Origin of the sequence: Kitasatospora sp. DSM 101779, assembly GCF_025655475.1 — a bacterium.
In the GTDB taxonomy this organism is placed as follows: domain Bacteria; phylum Actinomycetota; class Actinomycetes; order Streptomycetales; family Streptomycetaceae; genus Kitasatospora.
Window position 1 is genome coordinate 3861701 of sequence record NZ_JAHTIK010000001.1, and the last position, 14929, is coordinate 3876629.

Genomic DNA, 14929 nt, shown 5'->3' on the forward strand with positions numbered 1-14929 from the left:
TCCACCGTCCCACGTACGGGTGAATGGAAAAACGTTCATTCGGCCGCCGTCGGCCCGGGTTGGGCAGGTGTGCGGACGCCGGCGCGGGGCTCAGCGGGCCACCCGGGCGACCCAGGCGGCCGGGTCGTGGATCTCCTCCTTGGTCGGCAGGGTGTTCGGCGACGTCCAGATCCGGTTGAAGCCGGCCATGCCGACCCGGTCCACCACGCCGCGGACGAAGACCGCGCCGTCCTGGTACTGGCGCAGCTTGGCGTCCATCCCGAGCAGCCGGCGCAGCACCAGGTCGAGCCGGCTCGCGCCGCGGTCGCGGCGGCGCTGGAACTTCTCCCGGATCTCGGCGACGCTCGGCACCACGGCGGGGCCGACGCCGTCCATGACCACGTCGGCGTGGCCCTCCAGCAGCGACATCACCGCGGTCAGCCGGCCGAGCACCTCGCGCTGGCCGGGCGACTGGACGGCCTCCAGCAGGGTCTGCGGACCCGAGCCGTCGCCGCGCCCGCCGAGGCCGGGGAAGCCGTCCGCGACGACCTCGCGGGCGCGCTCCAGCAGCGCGCCGGGGTCGATGTCGGTCTGCGCCAGGAAGGACTGCACCTCGGACTGGATGTGGTCGCGCAGCCACGGGACGGCACTGAACTGGGTGCGGTGGGTCTCCTCGTGCAGGCACACCCAGAGCCGGAAGTCGTGCGGGTCCACGTCCAGCTCCCGCTCGACCTGGACGATGTTCGGTGCGACCAGCAGCAGCCGGCCGGGACCGGGCGGCTCGGGGCCGCGGCGCGGCTTGTCGAACAGTCCGGCGGGGCTGTCCGGCGCGGGCGGCGGCTCGGCCGGCGCGAACGTCTCGTACTGGCCGAGCACCTTGGTGGACAGGAAGGCCAGCAGGGCGCCGACCTCGATGCCGGTGGCCTTCTCGCCGATGCTGCCGAAGACCTGGGCGCCGGCGCCGTCGCTGCGGCGGGCCTGCAGGCGGTCCACCAGCGGCTGGACGATGGTGCGGAAGCCCGCCACGTTGGCGCGCACCCAGCCGGCCCGGTCGACCACCAGCACCGGGGTGGCCTCGGCGTCGGACAGCCGGGCGGGCCGGAGCCCGGTGTAGCCGCGGACGTGCTCCTCGGCCTCCAGGGCGTGCCGGCGCAGCTCGGCGACCACCTTGACGGCCTCCTCGCGGGTCACCTCCGGACCGGGCCTGGCCAGCCTGGTGGCGGTCGCGACCGCCAGGTTCCAGTCGACCATTCCTGCTCCGCCGCTCGCGCTCGTCATGCCCTCACCGTACGTGCTCCGGGGCGGTGGAGGGAGGGAACCTGCCGTGCCCGCTGCCGGGGCACCGCGGCGGGCGGGTCAGTGGCAGCCGCAGGCGGCGATCCGGGCGACGATCCGGTCCACCGCGCCGCGGGCGTCGCCCCCGTTCGTCCGGCTCATCAGGGCGAAGACCAGCACCCGGCCGTCCGCGTCGACGACGGTGCCGGCCAGCGTGACAACTCCGGCGAGGGTGCCGGTCTTGGCCCGGACGATGCCGGCCGCCTCGGCCGCGCCGGAGCGGGCGCCGAAGCGGTTGACCAGGGTGCCGGTGAACCCGGCGACCGGCAGGCCGGTCAGCACCGGGCGCAGCTCTGGGTGGTCCGGTGCTGCGGCCCGGGCGAGCAGTTCGGTCAGGGTGATCGGCGGGACCAGGTTCTTCCTGCTGAGGCCGCTGCCGTCGTTCAGCACCACGCCGGCCGTCGGGACGCCGAGCGTCGTGAGCGCCTGGAGGGTGGCGGCGGAGGCCCCCTCGAAGCTGGCCGGGCGCTTGGCGGCGATCGCGGCCTGCCGGGCGACGGCCTCGGCGAGGGTGTTGTCGGAGGTGGTGAGCAACCGCTCGACGAGCCGCGGGACGGTCGGCGACCGGACCTCGGCGATCGTGGGCGCGCCGGCCGGGGCGGTGGTCTGCGCGGGGGCGCCGTCGACGGTGACGCCCTCGGCGCGCAGCCGGTCGGCGAAGGCCGCGGCGGCCTGTCCGGCGGGGTCGAAGACCCGGGCCGGCGCCTCGTCGGGGGACTTCGGGTCGATCCGGCCCTCGTCGATCATCAGCGGGGTGACGGCGGCGATGTTGGTGGCGTCGTGCTCCGGGTGGAGCAGGGGGCCGGTGTAGAGCGAGGTGTCGTAGCCGAGCCGGACGGTGGTGGTGCCGGCGGCCTTCAACGCGGCCGCGGTGCGGGCGGCGAGGTCGGCGAGCGAGGCCGGGGCGGTGTCGGCGTCCACCGGCTGGCCGCCGATCCGGACCTGGTCGGCGGGCAGCACGGTGAGCGTCGGGTCTCCGCCGCCGACGAGGGTGATGCTGCCGGGTGCGCCGCCGCGGACGACGGTGGTGGCGATCCGGGTGGTCGGCGGGATCAGGGCGAGCGCGGCGACGGCGGTGGCGAGCTTGGTGGTGGAGGCGGGGGTGGCCGGGGTGTTCTCCCCTGAGCCGTGGAGCAGCCTGCCGGTGGTGGCGTCGGCGACCGCGAAGTCCAGCGTGCCGAGGGCGGGGTCGTGGACGGCCTGGTCGAGGGAGCGCTGCACGCCGTCGCCGGTGGGCATGCCGGCGGCGTCCGCGGCGGCGGCGAGCACCGGGCCCTTCACCGGGGCGCTGCGGTGCCGGCGGGCCGTGCCCTTGCCGGGCCCGGAGTCGTTTCTCCTGTCGGTCCTGTCGTCGACGCCGACGGCGTCGCCGGCCCCGTGCCGGCGGGTGCCGTCGGTGCCGTCGCCCGAACGGTGCCGGTCCTGCCGGCCGGCGGCCGGACCGGGATCGGCCGCCGCGGTGGGCACGGTGAGCGGTCCGGCGACCGCGAGCACCGTCGCGACGGCTCCGGCGGCGACGGCCCGGCGGCCCCTCCACACCCGTGCACGCGCGTTCACCGACCGGCCCCTTTCCCGAGCACTCCCTGCCGTGCGAGACACTGGATTCTGTCAGTTTCTACCTTGGAGGAACCTTGGAGTTCGACGTCCTGATCGAGATCCCGAAGGGCTCGCGCAACAAGTACGAGGTCGACCACGAGACCGGTCGTCTGCGCCTCGACCGCATGCTCTTCACCTCGACCCGCTACCCGGCCGACTACGGCTACGTCGAGGGCACGCTCGGCGAGGACGGCGACCCGCTGGACGCGCTGGTCATCCTTGACGAGCCGACCTTCCCGGGCTGCCTGATCAAGTGCCGCGCCATCGGCATGTTCCACATGACCGACGAGGCCGGCGGCGACGACAAGCTGCTCTGCGTCCCGGCGACCGACCCGCGCTGGGAGCACCTGCGGGACATCCACCACGTCTCGGAGTTCGACCGCCTGGAGATCCAGCACTTCTTCGAGGTCTACAAGGACCTCGAGCCGGGCAAGTCGGTCGAGGGCGCCAACTGGGTGGGCCGCGCCGAGGCCGAGGCCGAGATCACGGCCTCGATCAAGCGCCTGGAGGAGAAGGGCGGCCACTGAGCCGTCCCTCCCCTCGGTTCTCCGAGGTGACGCGAGGGCCGGGGGAGCAGCGTGCTCGCCCCGGCCCTCGTGCGTCCGCCGGCGGGGTCAGTCCGCGTCGTCCAGCCGGAAGCCGACCTTCAGTCCGACCTGGTAGTGCTCGATCCGGCCGTCCACGAGGTGTCCGCGGACCTGGGTCACCTCGAACCAGTCCAGGTTCCGCAGGGTCCGGGACGCCCGGTCGATGCCGTTGCGGATCGCCTGGTCGATGCCCTCGGCGGAGGAGCCGACGATCTCGGTGACTCGGTAGACGTGGTCGGTCATGGCGCATCTCCCAGCGGTGGGTGACGAGGGACGGTGTGCGGGCCCTCGTCCACCGTGCCGCAGGACGCCGCGGCTCGCGCGCCGAGCGGGCGCCTGCGGGCCGCGCCGCGGCCGCCCGGGGGACGCCCGGGACGCCGCGCCGCGGGTCAGAAGGCGGCGCGGACCTCGCCGACCACCGTGCCGCCGCCGTGCAGCGGCTCGGCGCCGATCCGGTCCAGCACCTCGTGCTCGACGCCGAGGCGGCGCAGCGCCGCGGCGAGCACCGGCCCGCGGGCCCGCTCGGCACCGTCGTCGATCTTGAAGGCGAGCGCCCGGCCGTCGGCCAGCGCGACCACCTGGACGGCCTCGGCGCCCATCTTGGACAGCGCGCCGGGCACCGCCCGCATCAGCCAGGTGTCGGCGCGGCGGGTTCCGGCCACGTACTCCGGGTGGGCGCGCATGGCGTCGGCGACGCGGCGCTGCGGGGTGCCGGGGTCGGCGAGCACCAGGGCGCGGTAGCCGCGGGCCAGGCCGGTCAGCGAGACGGCGAGCAGCGGGGCGCCGCAGCCGTCGGTGCCGACGTGCGCGGTGGGCTCGCCGGTGGCCTCCTCCAGCGCCTCGCGGGCCAGCAGCTGGATCGGGTGGGCGGCGTCGAGGTACGCGGCGGTGTCCCAGCCGTTGGCGACGCTGGCGGCCAGCCAGCCGGCGTGCTTGCCGGAGCAGTCCATGAGGATCGGTGCGGCGCTGCCGCCGGAGCGCAGCAGCAGCTCGGCCTCGACCCGGTCGAGCGGAAGGTCGGCCGGGGTGCGCAGGGCCTCCTCGGTGAGGCCGGCGGCGGCCAGGACGGCGCGGACGGCGTCGCGGTGGAAGCCCTCCGCGGAGTGGCTGGAGGCGGCGAGGGCGAGGTCCGCGCCCTCCAGGGCGAGGCCGGCCCGCAGGGTGGCGACCGCCTGGAACGGCTTGGCGGTGGAGCGCGGGAAGATCGGCGCCTCGGGTGCGCCGAGCGCGTACTCGACCGAGCCGTCGGCAGCGAGCATCACCAGGGAGCCGCGGTGGCGGCCCTCGACGAAGCCGGAGCGTATGACCTCGGCGAGGGCGGGCAGGGCGGACTGGGGCATGGAGACTCCTGACGGCGAGTGCACTGGGTGAGGGTGGCCCGGTCGCCGCCCGCTCCTCAGCCCTCCGTGAGCAGGTCGTCGACCCGTGCTTCCCCTTCACGGTACCTGCGGGTGATTTCCGCACTGCAGTCGTCCGCCGTCCGCTGCAACAGCTGGCGCCGTCCGGAGACCTCGCGCTCGTGCCGGGAGAGCCGCTCGACGGCGGCCAGCAGGGCCGAGGTGGGGTGCGCCGCGAGGTCGGCGAGCCGGACGTCGCCCATCAAGGTGTCGGCCTCCCGCCGGTACTCCGCGCCGCGCGGCGGGCCGAGCGTCACGTGCCGGGCCGGGCGGCGGACGGGGGAGGGCAGGTCGGCCAGGATCGCCGGCAGCCGGTCGACCAGGTCGGCGGGGGCGAGCGCGGCGAGGTCGTGCGGCACCCGGCGGCGGGCGAGCTCGGCCCGCAGGATGTCCATCCGGCCCTGCAGCAGGCGGCGGAGGTACGAGAGGTCGGCCTCCTGCTCCTGTGCGTCCCGCCGGAGCGTCCGTAGCTGGTCCAGGCCCAGCCCGCCGATGTCGCTCGCGTCCATCCACCACCTGCCGTTGTTCCTGCGTCCCGGGCCGTGCGGCCCGTACCCGAACACGACCGGCCGCCCCCGGGGGTTCCCGGCGGGCGCCGGTGCCACCCGCTCGGGCTAGCGGCGCCCCGGGACGGGGCGACGGGCCGTGCGCGGGCGGCGTCCGGACAGCGTGCCACCCCGGCGGGCGGCCGCGCACCGCCCGGCACCCGAACGGCCCCCCTGGCGAACCGCCATGGCTGGTACGACAATTGGCGGCCGCTCGCTGACCTGCGCCGACCTCGGCGCACGCGCGCGCCACCCGGCGCACGCCGAGGCGCCGCGCGCCTCCGGCAGAATGGCGGCATGCGAGCAGTGGTGCAGCGGGTGTCGGAGGCCGCCGTCCGGGTGGACGGCGAGTGCGTGGGCGCGATCGAGGGGCCGGGGCTGTGCGTGCTGGTCGGCGCGACCCATGAGGACACCCCGGCGAAGGCGGCCCAGCTGGCCCGCAAGCTGTGGACGCTGCGGCTGTTCCCCGGCTCCCCCGAGCTCTCCTGCGAGGAGCTGGGCGCACCGCTGCTGGTGATCAGTCAGTTCACGCTGTACGGCGACGCCCGGAAGGGCCGCCGGCCCACCTGGAACGCCGCGGCGCCCGGCCCGGTCGCCGAACCGCTGGTGGACGCGGTGGTGGCCGAGCTGCGGGCGCTGGGCGCCAAGGTGGAGACCGGGCGGTTCGGGGCGGACATGAAGGTGTCGCTGGTGAACGACGGGCCGTTCACCGTGCTGCTGGAGGTCTGAGCCGCCGCGCGTCGCGCCTACTGCGGGACGATCACGTCCTGGGTGCCGGGCACGCCGTCGGCGAGCAGCACGGCGTCGACGGGGACGTTCCGCTTGACCAGCGCCATGGCGACCGGCCCGAGCTCCCAGTGCCGGGCCGAGGAGGTCACGAAGCCGAGCGCCCGGCCGTCCTCGCCGTCCGAGGCCAGCCGGACCTGGGCGCCGTGCGGCGGCAGCTTCTCCTCGGTGCCGTCGAGGTGCAGGAAGACCAGCCGGCGCGGCGGGCGGCCGAGGTTGTGCACCCGGGCGACCGTCTCCTGGCCCCGGTAGCAGCCCTTCTGCAGGTGGACGGCGGTGGCCAGCCAGTCGACCTCGTGCGGGATGGTGCGGTGGTCGGTCTCGAAGCCGAGGCGCGGCCGGTGGCCCTCGATCCGCAGCGCCTCGTACGCCCAGACGCCGGCCGCCGGGCCGTAACCGGCCGTCAGCTTCTCCAGCTCGGAACGCGGCACGAACAGCTCGCGGCCCCAGGGGAGTTCGCGGACGGCTGCGGCGCCGTCCGCGGACGCCGCGGAGCCGGCCGGCAGGTGCACCACGGCGAAGTCGGCGGTCGCGTCGGCGATCTCCACCCGGTAGAAGAACTTCATGCTCTCCAGGTAGGCGATCAGTGCGGGCGCGGTGCCGGGCTCGACGTGCGCCCAGGTGGTCTCGCCGTCGTCGACCAGGTAGAGGGCGTGCTCGACGTGCCCGTGCGGGGAGAGGATCAGCGCGTCCGCGGCCTGCTGCGGCGGCAGCGCGCTGACGTGCTGGGTGAGCAGCAGGTGCAGCCAGGAGAGCCGGTCGGCGCCGCTGACGGTGACCACCCCGCGGTGCGAGAGGTCGACGAAGCCGCGGCCGGCGGCGAGCTCGCGCTGTTCCCGGAAGAGGTCGCCGTAGTGGGCGGCGACGCCCTCGTCGGGTCCCTCGGCGGGGACGGCGCCGGGCAGGTCGAGCAGCGGGCTCTTGGTTCCGGTCATACCGGCCAGCTTACGACTGTGCGCCGTTGCGCTTTTCGGTGCAGTCGGCGCAGCGGCCGAAGATCGCGAAGTGCTTGAGGTCGGTGTCGAAGCCGTGCTCGGCGCGCAGGCTCTCGATCAGCGGCGCGGCGATCGCGGTGTCGGTCTCGGTGACCTTGTCGCAGTCCCGGCAGACCAGGTGGAGGTGGGTGTGGCGGCCGGCCAGGTGGTAGGTCGGGGCGCCGTGGCCGAGGTGCGCGTGCGAGACCAGGCCGAGCTCCTCCAGCAGCTCCAGCGTCCGGTAGACGGTGGAGATGTTGACCCCGCTGGCGGTCTTGCGGACATGGCCGAGGATCTCGTCCGGGGTGGCGTGGTCCAGCACGTCGACCGCCTCCAGGACGAGCTGGCGCTGCGGGGTCAGCCGGTAGCCGCGCTGCCGCAGGTCGCTCTTCCAGTCGGTGGGGGTTTCGGTGTTCGCCACGGTAGGTCCCTGCCCGTTGGAGGTGATGGGACAAGTGTAGGGACCGACCCCGGGGTCGGTCCCTACGTCGTGCGGCCCCGCGGACCGGGCCGGGCGGACCCGGCGGGCGGTCAGCGGAAGAACGCGATGCCGTCGTCCGGCAGGTCGTTGATGTCCTGGATCAGCTTCGCCGGGCTGAGCACCTTCTTGAGCTGCGCGGACATGTACGGCCGCAGCGGAACCTCGGGGGCGGCCTTCTCGCCGACCCAGAGGAGCTCCTCCTTGACCATGCCGTACAGGCGCTTGCCGCCGGAGTACGCCGGGGCGCCCTCGATCCGGGCGACCGCGTCGGTGGCGAGGTCGATCTGCGGCTTGCCGTCGTGCAGCTTGCCGTACCAGATCTCGACCGTGCCGTCGTCGCGGACGGACGAGACCTCGATCTCGCGCTCACCGGACGTGCCGTGCTGGTTGCTGGTGATCCGCCAGAAGGAGTGCTCGTTCTCCAGCGGACGGACCTTCTCGCCCTGCTCGTCCAGGACCCAGGTACGGGAACGGAACTCGAGGAACGGCCGGCCGTCGTGCCGGAAGACGACCTCCTGGCCGAAGTTGCACTTCTCGGAGCCCGGGAAGTCGTAGACGCCGGCGCCCTCCCACGTACCCAGGAGGAAGGCCAGCGGGACGACGTCACGGTGGAGGTCGGAAGGGATCTCGATCATTTTCCTGCTGCTGTCGTCGGAGTCTGCTGACTCCACACGTTACGGCAGTCGGGCTGCGTCAGCGCTGGCCCTGGTAGAGCTTCATCACCGAGAAGATGGCGAACCAGGTGATCAGCACGGCCATCAGCGCGAGCAGGCTGTCGAAGAAGATTTCCAGACCGGACACGAGGCGCTCCATTGCGGACGGGCGGACAGATAGACGAACGACGTCGCGAGTCTATCGGCCGCCCTCCGGCCGGTCTCGGTGAGCCCCGCCACGCCGTCGCTAGGGTGGTCGTCATGTCGAAGAAGCTGGTCATCAAGGTCACGGCCGGGGCGGACGCGCCGGAGCGCTGCTCGCAGGCCTTCACGGTGGCGGCGGTCGCGGTCGCCAGCGGGGTCGAGGTGTCGCTCTGGCTGACCGGGGAGTCGTCCTGGTTCGCGCTGCCGGGCCGGGCCGCCGAGTTCGAGCTGCCGCACGCCGCGCCGCTGCCGGAGCTGCTGGAGTCGGTCCTCGCGGCGGGCACGGTGACGCTGTGCACCCAGTGCGCGGCGCGCCGGGGCATCGGCGAGGAGGACACCGTCGAGGGTGTCCGGATCGCGGGCGCCCAGGTCTTCCTGAGCGAGATCATGGCGGACGGGGCGCAGGCGCTGGTCTACTGACGCGGCTCGTGGTCGGGGCGGTCCCGGTCGTGACCTGGCCTGTCCCAGCCGGGGTCGTCCCAGCGCGGGTCGTTCCACCAGTCGTCGTCCGGGTCGCGCTTGTTGGCGAAGACCGCGGCGAGCGGCGGGATGACCATGGCGAACAGGCACATCCCGACCGCGGCCGGGACGGACCAGAGGCGCACGACGCCCCAGGCCAGGACGAACATGCCGAGGCAGACGCCCATCATGACGAAGTAGCGGACGTGCCGCCGGTGTGCCTGCACCCTTCCAGCGTATGACCGTGGCCCCCTGCACGGCAGGGGGCCACGGTACGGGTCGTCGGCGGTCAGACCGCGATCGCGACCTCGGTGAACTCACCCTGGGCGGCCACGACCTGGCGGTCGACGGTCGCACCCGGCACCAGCGCACGCAGCGTCCAGGTGCCCGGACGGGCGAAGAAGCGGAACTGTCCGGTCGCCGAGGTGGGCACCTCCGCGGTGAACTCGCCGCCCTCGTCGAGCAGCCGGACGTAGCCGTTGACCGGCTCGCCGTCGCGGGTCACCGAACCCTGAATGATCGTCTCGCTCGCCACGTCAACTCCTGCCAGGTCCGGGCCGCCGGCCTTCGCACCGCACATGTCTTGTCTTCCCTTCCTACGGTTCGAGCCGGTGGCTCAGTTGGCGCCGAGCTCGATCGGCACGCCGACGAGGCTGCCGTACTCGGTCCAGGAGCCGTCGTAGTTCTTCACGTTCGGCTGGTCGAGCAGCTCGTGCAGGACGAACCAGGTGAGCGCGGAGCGCTCGCCGATGCGGCAGTAGGCGATGGTGTCCTTGGCCAGGTCCACGCCCTCCTCCTGGTAGAGCGCGCGCAGCTCGTCGTCGCTCTTGAAGGTGCCGTCGTCGTTGGCGTTCTTGGCCCACGGGATGTTCTTCGCGGTCGGGACGTGGCCCGGACGCTGCGACTGCTCCTGCGGGAGGTGGGCCGGGGCGAGCAGCTTGCCGGAGAACTCGTCGGGCGAGCGCACGTCGACCAGGTTGAGGTTGCCGATCGCGGCGATCACGTCGTCGCGGAAGGCGCGGATCGAGCTGTCGACGGCCTGCGCCTTGTAGGCGGTGGCGGCGCGCTCGGGCACCTCGACGACCAGCTCGCGGGAGTCGAGCTCCCACTTCTTGCGGCCGCCGTCCAGCAGGCGGACGTCGCCGTGGCCGTACAGCTTGAAGTACCAGTAGGCGTACGAGGCGAACCAGTTGTTGTTGCCGCCGTAGAGCACCACGGTCTGGTCGTTGGCGATGCCCTTGGCGCTGAGCAGCGCCTCGAAGCCGGCCTGGTCGATGAAGTCGCGGCGCACCGGGTCCTGGAGGTCGGACTTCCAGTCGATGCGGACCGCGTTGCGGATGTGGTTCTTCTCGTAGGCGGAGGTGTCCTCGTCGACCTCGACGATGACGACCTTCGGGTCGTCCAGGCGGGCCTGGACCCAGTCGGCGTCGACCAGGACGTCGCTGCGGCTCATGGTGATGTCTCCATCCGGGGGCGGTTGCGGAAGGCTGCTGTGGGTGCCCGCAGGCCGAGGCTCCGACCGGGCGTCCACAGTTCGGACACCGCAGGTCGTGGGCCTGGCGGGCGGTTCGGATCAGAGGTGCCGGGGGCCGGCGGTCCGGGAGCGGGCCGCGCGGGGCCGGCGTGCGGGGCGGGCGGGGCCTGACGGGCTGGTCAGAGCTGCCCGGTCAGCGCATTCGACACAGGCAGGTGGACACGCGGCACAGGTCTACCGCCCGCCGCTTCGTGAGATCCGCCTGTCGCTTCATGTCGACGATGCTAGGGACACCGCACGCCCGCTGTCATCAGCGTGTCGAATAGTGAGACCAGATGGCCCGAATACTGGGATTTGCCGATTAACGGCCGCCGCGGCCAGCGCGAACGCCGCCCCGGCACGACCGGAACGGCGCCCGGGGCAGCGGCGCGGACGGCATTGCTGGACAGCCCGTCTCGCAGTGCGGGACGGGCCGGATGGTCGGAAGGCGGCCGGTCCGGCGGCCGCGGGCGCCGGACCCGGGGGGCCTCAGCCGATCAGACTGACGTTCTCGCCCTGGAATGCGAGCTGGAGGCCGTCCGGTCGGGGCACGGCGCCGGCGAGGTTCAGGCCGGCCGGCAGTTCGGTGAGGGTGAAGCTGCGCGCCCCCAGCTTCCCGGCCAGCGCGCCGTTCAGGACCGACGCCATGCCGGTGAGCTTGAAGCCGTCCGCGGTGATGGTGTTGCCCGAGCTGTGCACGTCGCCCTGGCCGATGGACACGCCCATCAACGAGGCCTTGACCTTGCCGGGGCCGCCGTACGACAGCTCCAGGCGGTCGGCGCCGGGCACGCCGGCCTGCGGCGCCGCCAGCCGGGCCGCGTCGGCGTAGCTGATCAACCCGGTGCCGCTGCCGTGCCGGACGGTGGCGCTGCGGTAGTCGTCGCCGACCGAGACCCCGGAGAGCCGGGCGCTGAAGGAGCGCAGCGCGACCTGCTGGCTGCCGTTCCCGACCGTCATGCCCTCGCCGGAGAGCCGGACGTCGTCGAACTCCCTGGCGAGGGCCTGGGTGAGGAACGGGAAGCCGTCGATGTGCACGGTCGGCCGCTGGGCCATCCGGCCGCTGCCGGCCAGCCGGTCGGCGGCCTCGTCCTCGGCGACGCCCGCGGCCACCCGGTCGGCGCCGGCCAGCAGCCCGGCCAGGGCCGCCAGGCCGATCGTCGCCTTCAGCCAGCCGCGCATCATGTCTCCCGGTGGTCGCTCCGTGTCGCGTGCCGTTCGGAGTGCTACGACGATCGGCCGACCCGTGCGGTTCCTGGGCGGCGGTGGCTCAGCCGCCGGCGAAGGGGGGCAGCACCTCGACCGTGCCGCCCTCGGTGAGCGGTACCCCGGCGCGGTCGCGGGTGCCGACCTGCTCGCCGTCGACCAGGAACGAGCAGTGCCCGAGCACCTGGAGCAGCCTGGGCCGGTCGGCGTGCCGCTCGCGCACCGCGGCCAGCGCCTCGGCGAGCGTGGCGGCCTCGTACGGCTCCTCGGCGGTGCCGGCCGCCGCCTTGGCGGCGGCCCAGTAGCGGATCGTCCCGGTCACCCGTGCGGCGGCCGGGGCCACTCCCCCGGGTGAAGCAGCGGCGGTGGTGCCCATGGCAAGCCCTCCTCGTCGTCCCTCGCCCGGTGCAGCGGCCCGGCTCCGTCCGCCGGCCCGCCCACGCCAAAGGTGTACACGTACGGTGCGGCCGGTGCTGCACCCATGATGGACCGGGCGGCCGCCCGGGCGTCAACGCCGCAGCTCGGTCGGGCGGACGGCGGGCCTCCGCGAGCCCGGGGGCGCACTCCGCGTGATCCAGCACTCGCCGCGCGCCCCTCCCGGAGCGGGGTGTGGTCGGCTATTCTCGACGCGTAAGGGATCCGGGCAGAGTCGCCCCCGGGTCCTTTTGTGCTTTCAGGACGCCAGTACGGACGTTCTTGCGAACGGCGCCACCCGCGCCGGAGGCGGGAACACCCCGAGGACAGCGGCACAACGGAGTGCCCGCGGCCCGACGGGGCGTCAGGACCGGCGCCGGGCCCACCCGGCGCGGGAGCAGACCGGAAGGTTCGCGGATGGGCAGGGCAGGAACGGTACGCCAGGGGTCGCGGGACTCCTGCCGTCCGCCCCGCTGTGCCGTGCGCACCGGCGAACCCACCGGAGCTCCCCCCGGATGCCCTGCGAGCGCCTCCTCCACCTTCACCGCCGCCGCGCCGCCCGGCCCCCGCCGCAGGCGCAGTGCGACCGCGACGACCCGGAAAGGGGACTACCGGGTATGAGTTCTCTCCTCCTCCTGACCAACGCCCTGCAGCCGTCCGCCGAGGTGCTGCCCGCCCTGGGCCTGCTCCTGCACAACGTCCGGGTCGCCCCGGCCGAGGGATCGGCCCTGGTCGACACCCCGAGCGCCGACGTGATCCTGGTCGACGGCCGGCGCGACCTGCCGCAGATCCGCAGCCTGTGCCAGCTGCTGCGGTCCACCGGCATCGGCTGCCCGCTGGTGCTGATCGTCACCGAGGGCGGCCTGGCCGCGGTGACCGCCGAGTGGGGCATCGACGACGTGCTGCTCGACACCGCCGGGCCGGCCGAGGTCGAGGCCCGGATCCGGCTCGCCATGGGCCGGCTCCAGGTCACCGCCGACGACTCGCCGATGGAGATCCGCAACGGCGACCTGTCGGTCGACGAGGCCACCTACTCGGCCAAGCTCAAGGGCCGGGTGCTGGACCTCACCTTCAAGGAGTTCGAGCTCCTGAAGTACCTCGCGCAGCACCCCGGCCGGGTCTTCACCCGCGCCCAGCTGCTGCAGGAGGTCTGGGGCTACGACTACTTCGGCGGCACCCGCACGGTCGACGTCCACGTCCGGCGGCTGCGGGCCAAGCTCGGCGTCGAGCACGAGCAGCTGATCGGCACCGTCCGCAACGTCGGCTACCGGTTCGTCGTCCCGGACAAGGCGGAGAAGGGCGGCGACCGGTCCGGCGCCGAACAGCACGCCGCCGCCGTCCACGAGGTCTGAGTCCGCGCGGCGGCCGGCAGCACGGCTCCGGCCGCCGCCCGCGCAGCCCCTGGTGTCCGGCTTGCCCGGAAAGGGGCGGGGTTCACCCCTCCGCAGCCCGCAGGTGACCCTCCGGTACGTGAGACTCCTCCTACCGTCCACCTGCCACCCGCGTAGACTCCCTCCGTGGCCAAGGTGACGCGCGACGATGTAGCCCGACTGGCTGGGACCTCGACCGCGGTCGTCAGCTACGTGATCAACAACGGACCCCGACCGGTCGCCCCGGCGACCCGCGAGAAGGTCCTCGCGGCGATCGAGCAGCTCGGGTACCGGCCGAACAGCGTCGCCCAGGCGATGGCCTCTCGCCGCACCAACCTGATCGGGATGGTCGTCCCCGACGCCCGGCAGCCCTTCTTCGCCGAGATGGCGCACGCGGTGGAACGCGCCGCCTCGGAGCGCGGCAAGCTCGTCCTGATCGGCAACTCCGACTACGTGGACGACCGCGAGGTCCACTACGTGCGGGCCTTCCTCGGCATGCGGGTCGCCGGCCTGATCCTCGTCAGCCAGGGCCCCTCGCAGCGGGCCGCCGAGGAGTTCGCCGCGATGGAGGGCGCCAAGGTCGTCCTGCTGCACCGCCGGCCCGAGGCGATCGACGACGTGGCCGTGGTCACCGACGACGTCGGCGGCTCCGAGCTCGCCGTCCGCCACCTGCTGGAGGTGCACGGCCACCCGTACGTGGTCTGCTTCGGCGGCCCCGTCGAGTCCCCCGCGCCCGGCGACCCGGTCATCGACCACGTCGAGGGCTGGCAGCGCGCCATGACCGCGCACGGCCTGCCGACCGAGCCGCACCTGGTCGACGCGCCCTTCCACCGATACGGCGCCTACGAGGTCGCGCTGGAACTGCTGCGCTCCCCGGACCGGCCGCCGGCGATCTTCTGCTCCACCGACGACCAGGCGATCGGCGTCCTGCGCGCCGCCCGCGAGGTGGGCCTGAAGGTTCCGGAGGACCTCGCCGTCGCGGGCTTCGACGACGTGCCCGAGGCGGCCCTCGCCGACCCTCCGCTCACCACCGTCGCCTCCGACCGCGACGCGATGGCCCGCGCCGCGGTCGACCTGGTGCTCGACGACTCGCTGATGGTCCCCGGCTCGGACACCGAGCGGGTGCGCAAATTCGAATCGCGCCTGGTCGTCCGGCGTTCCTGCGGCTGCACCGGCCAGGAGCCCGCACCGGTGGCCTGACCAGGCTTTATGAGAACCTGACGGGCTTCTGGGACCGTTCTGAGCGCATTCTCATCAAGCCTTCATCCGGCAGGCGCAGCGTGGTCGTCATGAGCGACCCGTACCGCAGCAGCGAGGACCCGTACCGCACCGCCGACGGCCACCTGGTGTGGCCCGCCGCGCACCCCGCCCGGCCGGCCCACGAGCCGACCGCGCACCTGGCCGACGCCCACCCGGCGCCCGCGGCCGAACCC

The 14929-nt window shown here is 73.8% G+C and carries 19 protein-coding genes; 5 read left to right on the forward strand and 14 right to left on the reverse strand.

The genetic code is table 11. The annotated features are described in order from the left end of the window. Positions 1-90: 90 nt before the first annotated feature. Together KSNIM_RS17450 and dacB are read right to left on the reverse strand one after the other, a co-directional pair. The gene (locus KSNIM_RS17450) at positions 91-1257 is read right to left on the reverse strand and encodes a zinc-dependent metalloprotease (protein ID WP_263104137.1); all 1167 of its coding nucleotides are present in this window, start codon (positions 1255-1257) and stop codon (positions 91-93) included. A 78-nt stretch (positions 1258-1335) separates the two neighbouring features. Then, a complete protein-coding gene (dacB, locus tag KSNIM_RS17455) occupies positions 1336-2871 on the reverse strand; it encodes a D-alanyl-D-alanine carboxypeptidase/D-alanyl-D-alanine-endopeptidase (protein WP_263104138.1) in 1536 nt (511 codons plus the stop codon). Between the two features lie 74 nt (positions 2872-2945). Here dacB and KSNIM_RS17460 point away from each other — a divergent pair, with 74 nt between their 5' ends. Further along, complete coding sequence (locus KSNIM_RS17460; protein ID WP_263104139.1) at positions 2946-3437, forward strand: inorganic diphosphatase; 492 nt, start codon at positions 2946-2948, stop codon at positions 3435-3437. Between the two features lie 87 nt (positions 3438-3524). On the opposite strand, the gene KSNIM_RS17465 is transcribed toward KSNIM_RS17460, so the two are convergent. From KSNIM_RS17465 to KSNIM_RS17475, 3 genes are all read right to left on the reverse strand, one after another. Then, positions 3525-3740 (reverse strand): dodecin, encoded by a 216-nt coding sequence (locus tag KSNIM_RS17465; protein WP_263104140.1) that lies wholly within the window; start codon positions 3738-3740, stop codon positions 3525-3527. Positions 3741-3886: 146 nt separating this feature from the next. Continuing rightward, positions 3887-4837, reverse strand: coding sequence for an asparaginase (locus KSNIM_RS17470; protein WP_263104141.1), 951 nt, complete (start codon positions 4835-4837; stop codon positions 3887-3889). A gap of 56 nt (positions 4838-4893) precedes the next feature. Further along, positions 4894-5403, reverse strand: coding sequence for an ABC transporter substrate-binding protein (locus KSNIM_RS17475; RefSeq protein ID WP_263104142.1), 510 nt, complete (start codon positions 5401-5403; stop codon positions 4894-4896). A gap of 333 nt (positions 5404-5736) precedes the next feature. Here KSNIM_RS17475 and dtd point away from each other — a divergent pair, with 333 nt between their 5' ends. Continuing rightward, entirely contained in the window at positions 5737-6168 is a 432-nt protein-coding gene (dtd, locus tag KSNIM_RS17480; RefSeq protein WP_030268761.1) for a D-aminoacyl-tRNA deacylase, read from the forward strand. A 17-nt stretch (positions 6169-6185) separates the two neighbouring features. Here the strand turns inward: dtd and KSNIM_RS17485 are convergent, their stop codons facing one another. From KSNIM_RS17485 to KSNIM_RS17495, 3 genes are all read right to left on the reverse strand, one after another. Beyond that, a complete protein-coding gene (locus tag KSNIM_RS17485) occupies positions 6186-7160 on the reverse strand; it encodes a YgfZ/GcvT domain-containing protein (protein ID WP_263104143.1) in 975 nt (324 codons plus the stop codon). A gap of 10 nt (positions 7161-7170) precedes the next feature. Further along, positions 7171-7620 carry a Fur family transcriptional regulator gene (locus KSNIM_RS17490; protein WP_263104144.1) on the reverse strand — a complete coding sequence of 150 codons (450 nt, stop codon included), beginning with the start codon at positions 7618-7620 and terminating at the stop codon, positions 7171-7173. 110 nt (positions 7621-7730) lie between these two features. Next, positions 7731-8315: an FABP family protein gene (locus KSNIM_RS17495; RefSeq protein ID WP_263104145.1), complete on the reverse strand. Its 585-nt coding sequence runs from the start codon at positions 8313-8315 to the stop codon at positions 7731-7733. 279 nt (positions 8316-8594) lie between these two features. Here KSNIM_RS17495 and KSNIM_RS17500 point away from each other — a divergent pair, with 279 nt between their 5' ends. After that, positions 8595-8957 (forward strand): DsrE family protein, encoded by a 363-nt coding sequence (locus KSNIM_RS17500; RefSeq protein ID WP_263104146.1) that lies wholly within the window; start codon positions 8595-8597, stop codon positions 8955-8957. Here KSNIM_RS17500 and KSNIM_RS17505 read toward each other — a convergent pair. From KSNIM_RS17505 to KSNIM_RS17525, 6 genes are all read right to left on the reverse strand, one after another. After that, the gene (locus tag KSNIM_RS17505) at positions 8951-9223 is read right to left on the reverse strand and encodes a DUF3099 domain-containing protein (protein ID WP_263104147.1); all 273 of its coding nucleotides are present in this window, start codon (positions 9221-9223) and stop codon (positions 8951-8953) included. The two genes, KSNIM_RS17500 and KSNIM_RS17505, sit on opposite strands and share 7 nt — an antisense overlap. A gap of 62 nt (positions 9224-9285) precedes the next feature. Beyond that, on the reverse strand, positions 9286-9576 hold the full coding sequence (locus KSNIM_RS17510; protein ID WP_030268750.1) for a DUF1416 domain-containing protein: 291 nt from the start codon (positions 9574-9576) through the stop codon (positions 9286-9288). A 36-nt stretch (positions 9577-9612) separates the two neighbouring features. Continuing rightward, a complete protein-coding gene (locus tag KSNIM_RS17515) occupies positions 9613-10449 on the reverse strand; it encodes a sulfurtransferase (protein ID WP_263104148.1) in 837 nt (278 codons plus the stop codon). 214 nt (positions 10450-10663) lie between these two features. Continuing rightward, positions 10664-10744: a putative leader peptide gene (locus KSNIM_RS39430; protein WP_350637490.1), complete on the reverse strand. Its 81-nt coding sequence runs from the start codon at positions 10742-10744 to the stop codon at positions 10664-10666. Between the two features lie 254 nt (positions 10745-10998). Next, entirely contained in the window at positions 10999-11691 is a 693-nt protein-coding gene (locus KSNIM_RS17520; RefSeq protein ID WP_263104149.1) for a DUF2993 domain-containing protein, read from the reverse strand. Between the two features lie 85 nt (positions 11692-11776). Then, positions 11777-12088, reverse strand: coding sequence for a MoaD/ThiS family protein (locus KSNIM_RS17525; RefSeq protein ID WP_263104150.1), 312 nt, complete (start codon positions 12086-12088; stop codon positions 11777-11779). A gap of 655 nt (positions 12089-12743) precedes the next feature. Here KSNIM_RS17525 and KSNIM_RS17530 point away from each other — a divergent pair. Then, a complete protein-coding gene (locus tag KSNIM_RS17530) occupies positions 12744-13478 on the forward strand; it encodes a response regulator transcription factor (protein ID WP_263104151.1) in 735 nt (244 codons plus the stop codon). Between the two features lie 165 nt (positions 13479-13643). After that, complete coding sequence (locus KSNIM_RS17535; protein ID WP_030268742.1) at positions 13644-14696, forward strand: LacI family DNA-binding transcriptional regulator; 1053 nt, start codon at positions 13644-13646, stop codon at positions 14694-14696. The last annotated feature ends 233 nt before the right edge of the window (positions 14697-14929 follow it).

Excerpts from the sequence above, each read along its gene's own strand:
- KSNIM_RS17485 (WP_263104143.1), bottom strand. The coding sequence starts at position 7,160 with ATGACCGGAACCAAGAGCCCGCTGCTCGACCTGCCCGGCGCCGTCCCC.
- dtd (WP_030268761.1), top strand. The coding sequence starts at position 5,737 with ATGCGAGCAGTGGTGCAGCGGGTGTCGGAGGCCGCCGTCCGGGTGGAC.
- KSNIM_RS17530 (WP_263104151.1), top strand. The coding sequence starts at position 12,744 with ATGAGTTCTCTCCTCCTCCTGACCAACGCCCTGCAGCCGTCCGCCGAG.
- KSNIM_RS17515 (WP_263104148.1), bottom strand. The coding sequence starts at position 10,449 with ATGAGCCGCAGCGACGTCCTGGTCGACGCCGACTGGGTCCAGGCCCGC.
- KSNIM_RS17525 (WP_263104150.1), bottom strand. The coding sequence starts at position 12,088 with ATGGGCACCACCGCCGCTGCTTCACCCGGGGGAGTGGCCCCGGCCGCC.
- KSNIM_RS17465 (WP_263104140.1), bottom strand. The coding sequence starts at position 3,740 with ATGACCGACCACGTCTACCGAGTCACCGAGATCGTCGGCTCCTCCGCC.
- KSNIM_RS17450 (WP_263104137.1), bottom strand. The coding sequence starts at position 1,257 with ATGACGAGCGCGAGCGGCGGAGCAGGAATGGTCGACTGGAACCTGGCG.
- KSNIM_RS39430 (WP_350637490.1), bottom strand. The coding sequence starts at position 10,744 with ATGAAGCGACAGGCGGATCTCACGAAGCGGCGGGCGGTAGACCTGTGC.
- KSNIM_RS17495 (WP_263104145.1), bottom strand. The coding sequence starts at position 8,315 with ATGATCGAGATCCCTTCCGACCTCCACCGTGACGTCGTCCCGCTGGCC.
- KSNIM_RS17500 (WP_263104146.1), top strand. The coding sequence starts at position 8,595 with ATGTCGAAGAAGCTGGTCATCAAGGTCACGGCCGGGGCGGACGCGCCG.
- KSNIM_RS17475 (WP_263104142.1), bottom strand. The coding sequence starts at position 5,403 with ATGGACGCGAGCGACATCGGCGGGCTGGGCCTGGACCAGCTACGGACG.
- KSNIM_RS17510 (WP_030268750.1), bottom strand. The coding sequence starts at position 9,576 with ATGTGCGGTGCGAAGGCCGGCGGCCCGGACCTGGCAGGAGTTGACGTG.
- KSNIM_RS17470 (WP_263104141.1), bottom strand. The coding sequence starts at position 4,837 with ATGCCCCAGTCCGCCCTGCCCGCCCTCGCCGAGGTCATACGCTCCGGC.
- KSNIM_RS17520 (WP_263104149.1), bottom strand. The coding sequence starts at position 11,691 with ATGATGCGCGGCTGGCTGAAGGCGACGATCGGCCTGGCGGCCCTGGCC.